The organism is Streptomyces sp. NPDC058964 (genome assembly GCF_042741275.1).
Classification (GTDB): Bacteria; Actinomycetota; Actinomycetes; order Streptomycetales; family Streptomycetaceae; genus Streptomyces.
Map to the genome: position 1 here is coordinate 1 of NZ_JBHYKH010000877.1, position 2,019 is coordinate 2,019.

Here is a 2,019-nt window from a genome sequence, read left to right on the forward strand (position 1 = left end):
ACTATCGGCCAATAATTGGGGGGGGGGGCCCGGCCGGGGGTTTTTTACCCCCCGGGTTCCCGGGCTTGCCGGATGGTTTGGTGCCCCCCAAACCGGGGGGGGCCGGGGGGGTAATTGACTGCCATGTCTGCTAGCTCCCTCGGTATACGGAGTAGCCGAACGGGTTGAGCAGCAGCGGTACGTGGTAGTGCTCCCCGGCGTTCACGGCGAAGGTGATCGCCACCTCGGGGAAGAACACGGCACCGCTGTCCCGATTCGCGGGGGCGTCCTGCTGCGCATCGGCTTGCTTCTTCTCGAAGTACGGCTCGACGGCGAAGTCCAGTCGTACGTGGGTGGTTCCCTGCGGCGGCGCCGGCAGGTCCTTGCACCGCCCGTCCCCGTCGGTCGCGGAGCCACCGAGTTCCCGCCAGTCCGCGTCGCGCCCGGACCGGGCGGAGAGCCGGACGGCGACGCCCTCCGCGGGGCGGCCGGCGCTGGTGTCCAGGATGTGGGTGGACACGGAGGCGGTGGTGCTGGTGCTCATGCTGCTCTCAGTCCTCTTCGACGATGCGGGCGAGGCGGATGCGGTTGATCTCGCCGAGTTCGGTGCGGACGATCTCCCGCTCCTGCTCCGGCGAGTTGCCGATCCGCTCCTTCACCGCGTCCCGCATCTGCTCTCCGGTCTTCCCGGTGGCGCAGATGAGGAAGACATGGCCGAACCAGTCCTGGTAGGCCAGGTTCAGTTCCAGCATCTCCGCCTTGAGGTCCTCGGAGGCGCCGGCCATGCCGCGCTGCTCCCTGGCCGAGGCCGGGTCGCCGGGCTTGGGTCGGCCGATCGGCGGATGTCCGGCCATCGCCTCCGCCAGGTCCTCGGCGGACAGCCCGGCCATGGCGGCGTCACTGGCGGCGTAGAGGGCTTCGACGGTGGCGTAGGGACGGGCGCCGAGCAGCTGTGCGGCCCATGCCCTGGAGGCGCACGCCTCGTGGAGGACGGCCAGGGCCGCGTGCTCCTCCAGGACGTTGAACCGGGCCAGGCCCGGGGGCGTGGAAGTGGAAGTCACGGGAGCCTCCGTGGCCGCGAACGGCCTTTGTGCTGAACGGGCTGCGGACAGCTAACGCCTTCCGGCAACAGGCCGTCAACACTTTGTTGAAAATTCCGGGTAACAAAAGCCGCCGCCCGGAGCCCGGACGGCGGCTGGGCGCACGACCGCCGGCCCGGAGGGCGCCGACGGCACCGATCAGGTCTCCTTCTCGCGGTTGAGGTAGTTGTAGACGGTGAAGCGGCTCACCCCGAGCGCGCCCGCGACGGTCTCCACGCCGTGCCGCACGGAGAAGGCACCGCGCGCCTCCAGCATCCGCACGACCTCCTGCTTGGACTTGCGGTCCAGATCGGCCAGGGGCTTGCCCCGCTTGCGCTCCATGGCCGCGAGGATGTGGTCGAGGGAGTCGGCGAGCTGCGGCAGGCGCACGGCGACGACGTCGGCACCCTCCCAGGAGAGCACGACGTCGTCCGGGCCGGCCTCGTCCGGCGGGAGCATCTCTGCGCCCATCGCGTCGACCAGCGGCTTCACGGCCGTGATGAAGGGCTCGTCCCCGGTTCCGGTCACGCTCCCTCCTCGATGACGTTGACCTGCAGCGAGATACGGGTGGCACCGGCCTCCAGGGACTTGCGCAGCAGGGCGTCCACGGCGCTGAGGACGCTGTCGGCGCCCCCTTCGGCCGTGTTGCCGAACGGGCCGACGTCGACGGCGTCCAGCTCGGCGGCCTCGATGACCCGCCGCGCCACCAGGGCGTGCGCGGGCGCCTCGTCGAGGTCGAAGGGTTCGGTCGTGAACTCCACTCTCAATCGCACGCGCACAACCTAACGCGCTGCACGGATTTCGGGCAGCCCCGGCCGATGCGGCCCGGGGACGGGGGCCCCGGGCGGGCGGGGGCCGCGGCCGGGGCCCCACGAAACAACACGCAAACCCCGCGCAAACAACACAAAAAAAAAAAAAAAAAAAAAACCAAGTAAATAAAAAAAACAGAAGGTGGGCGGGG

Annotated in this window: 4 protein-coding genes; all 4 read right to left on the minus strand. The window is 69.5% G+C overall.

Annotation, left to right across the window (positions count from 1 at the left end; all coding sequences use genetic code 11):
• Positions 1-130 precede the first annotated feature (130 nt).
• Positions 131-523, minus strand: a complete 393-nt coding sequence (gene uraH, locus ACFW2E_RS45875; RefSeq protein WP_384477860.1) for a hydroxyisourate hydrolase — start codon at positions 521-523, stop codon at positions 131-133.
• A 7-nt stretch (positions 524-530) separates the two neighbouring features.
• Entirely contained in the window at positions 531-1,040 is a 510-nt protein-coding gene (uraD, locus tag ACFW2E_RS45880) for a 2-oxo-4-hydroxy-4-carboxy-5-ureidoimidazoline decarboxylase (RefSeq protein WP_384477863.1), read from the minus strand.
• A 177-nt stretch (positions 1,041-1,217) separates the two neighbouring features.
• A complete protein-coding gene (locus ACFW2E_RS45885; RefSeq protein ID WP_384477866.1) occupies positions 1,218-1,586 on the minus strand; it encodes a helix-turn-helix domain-containing protein in 369 nt (122 codons plus the stop codon).
• A complete protein-coding gene (locus ACFW2E_RS45890) occupies positions 1,583-1,831 on the minus strand; it encodes a hypothetical protein (protein ID WP_384477868.1) in 249 nt (82 codons plus the stop codon). The genes ACFW2E_RS45885 and ACFW2E_RS45890 overlap by 4 nt, the downstream gene beginning before the upstream one ends.
• Between the last annotated feature and the right edge of the window lie 188 nt (positions 1,832-2,019).

Excerpts from the sequence above, each read along its gene's own strand:
- uraH (WP_384477860.1), bottom strand. The coding sequence starts at position 523 with ATGAGCACCAGCACCACCGCCTCCGTGTCCACCCACATCCTGGACACC.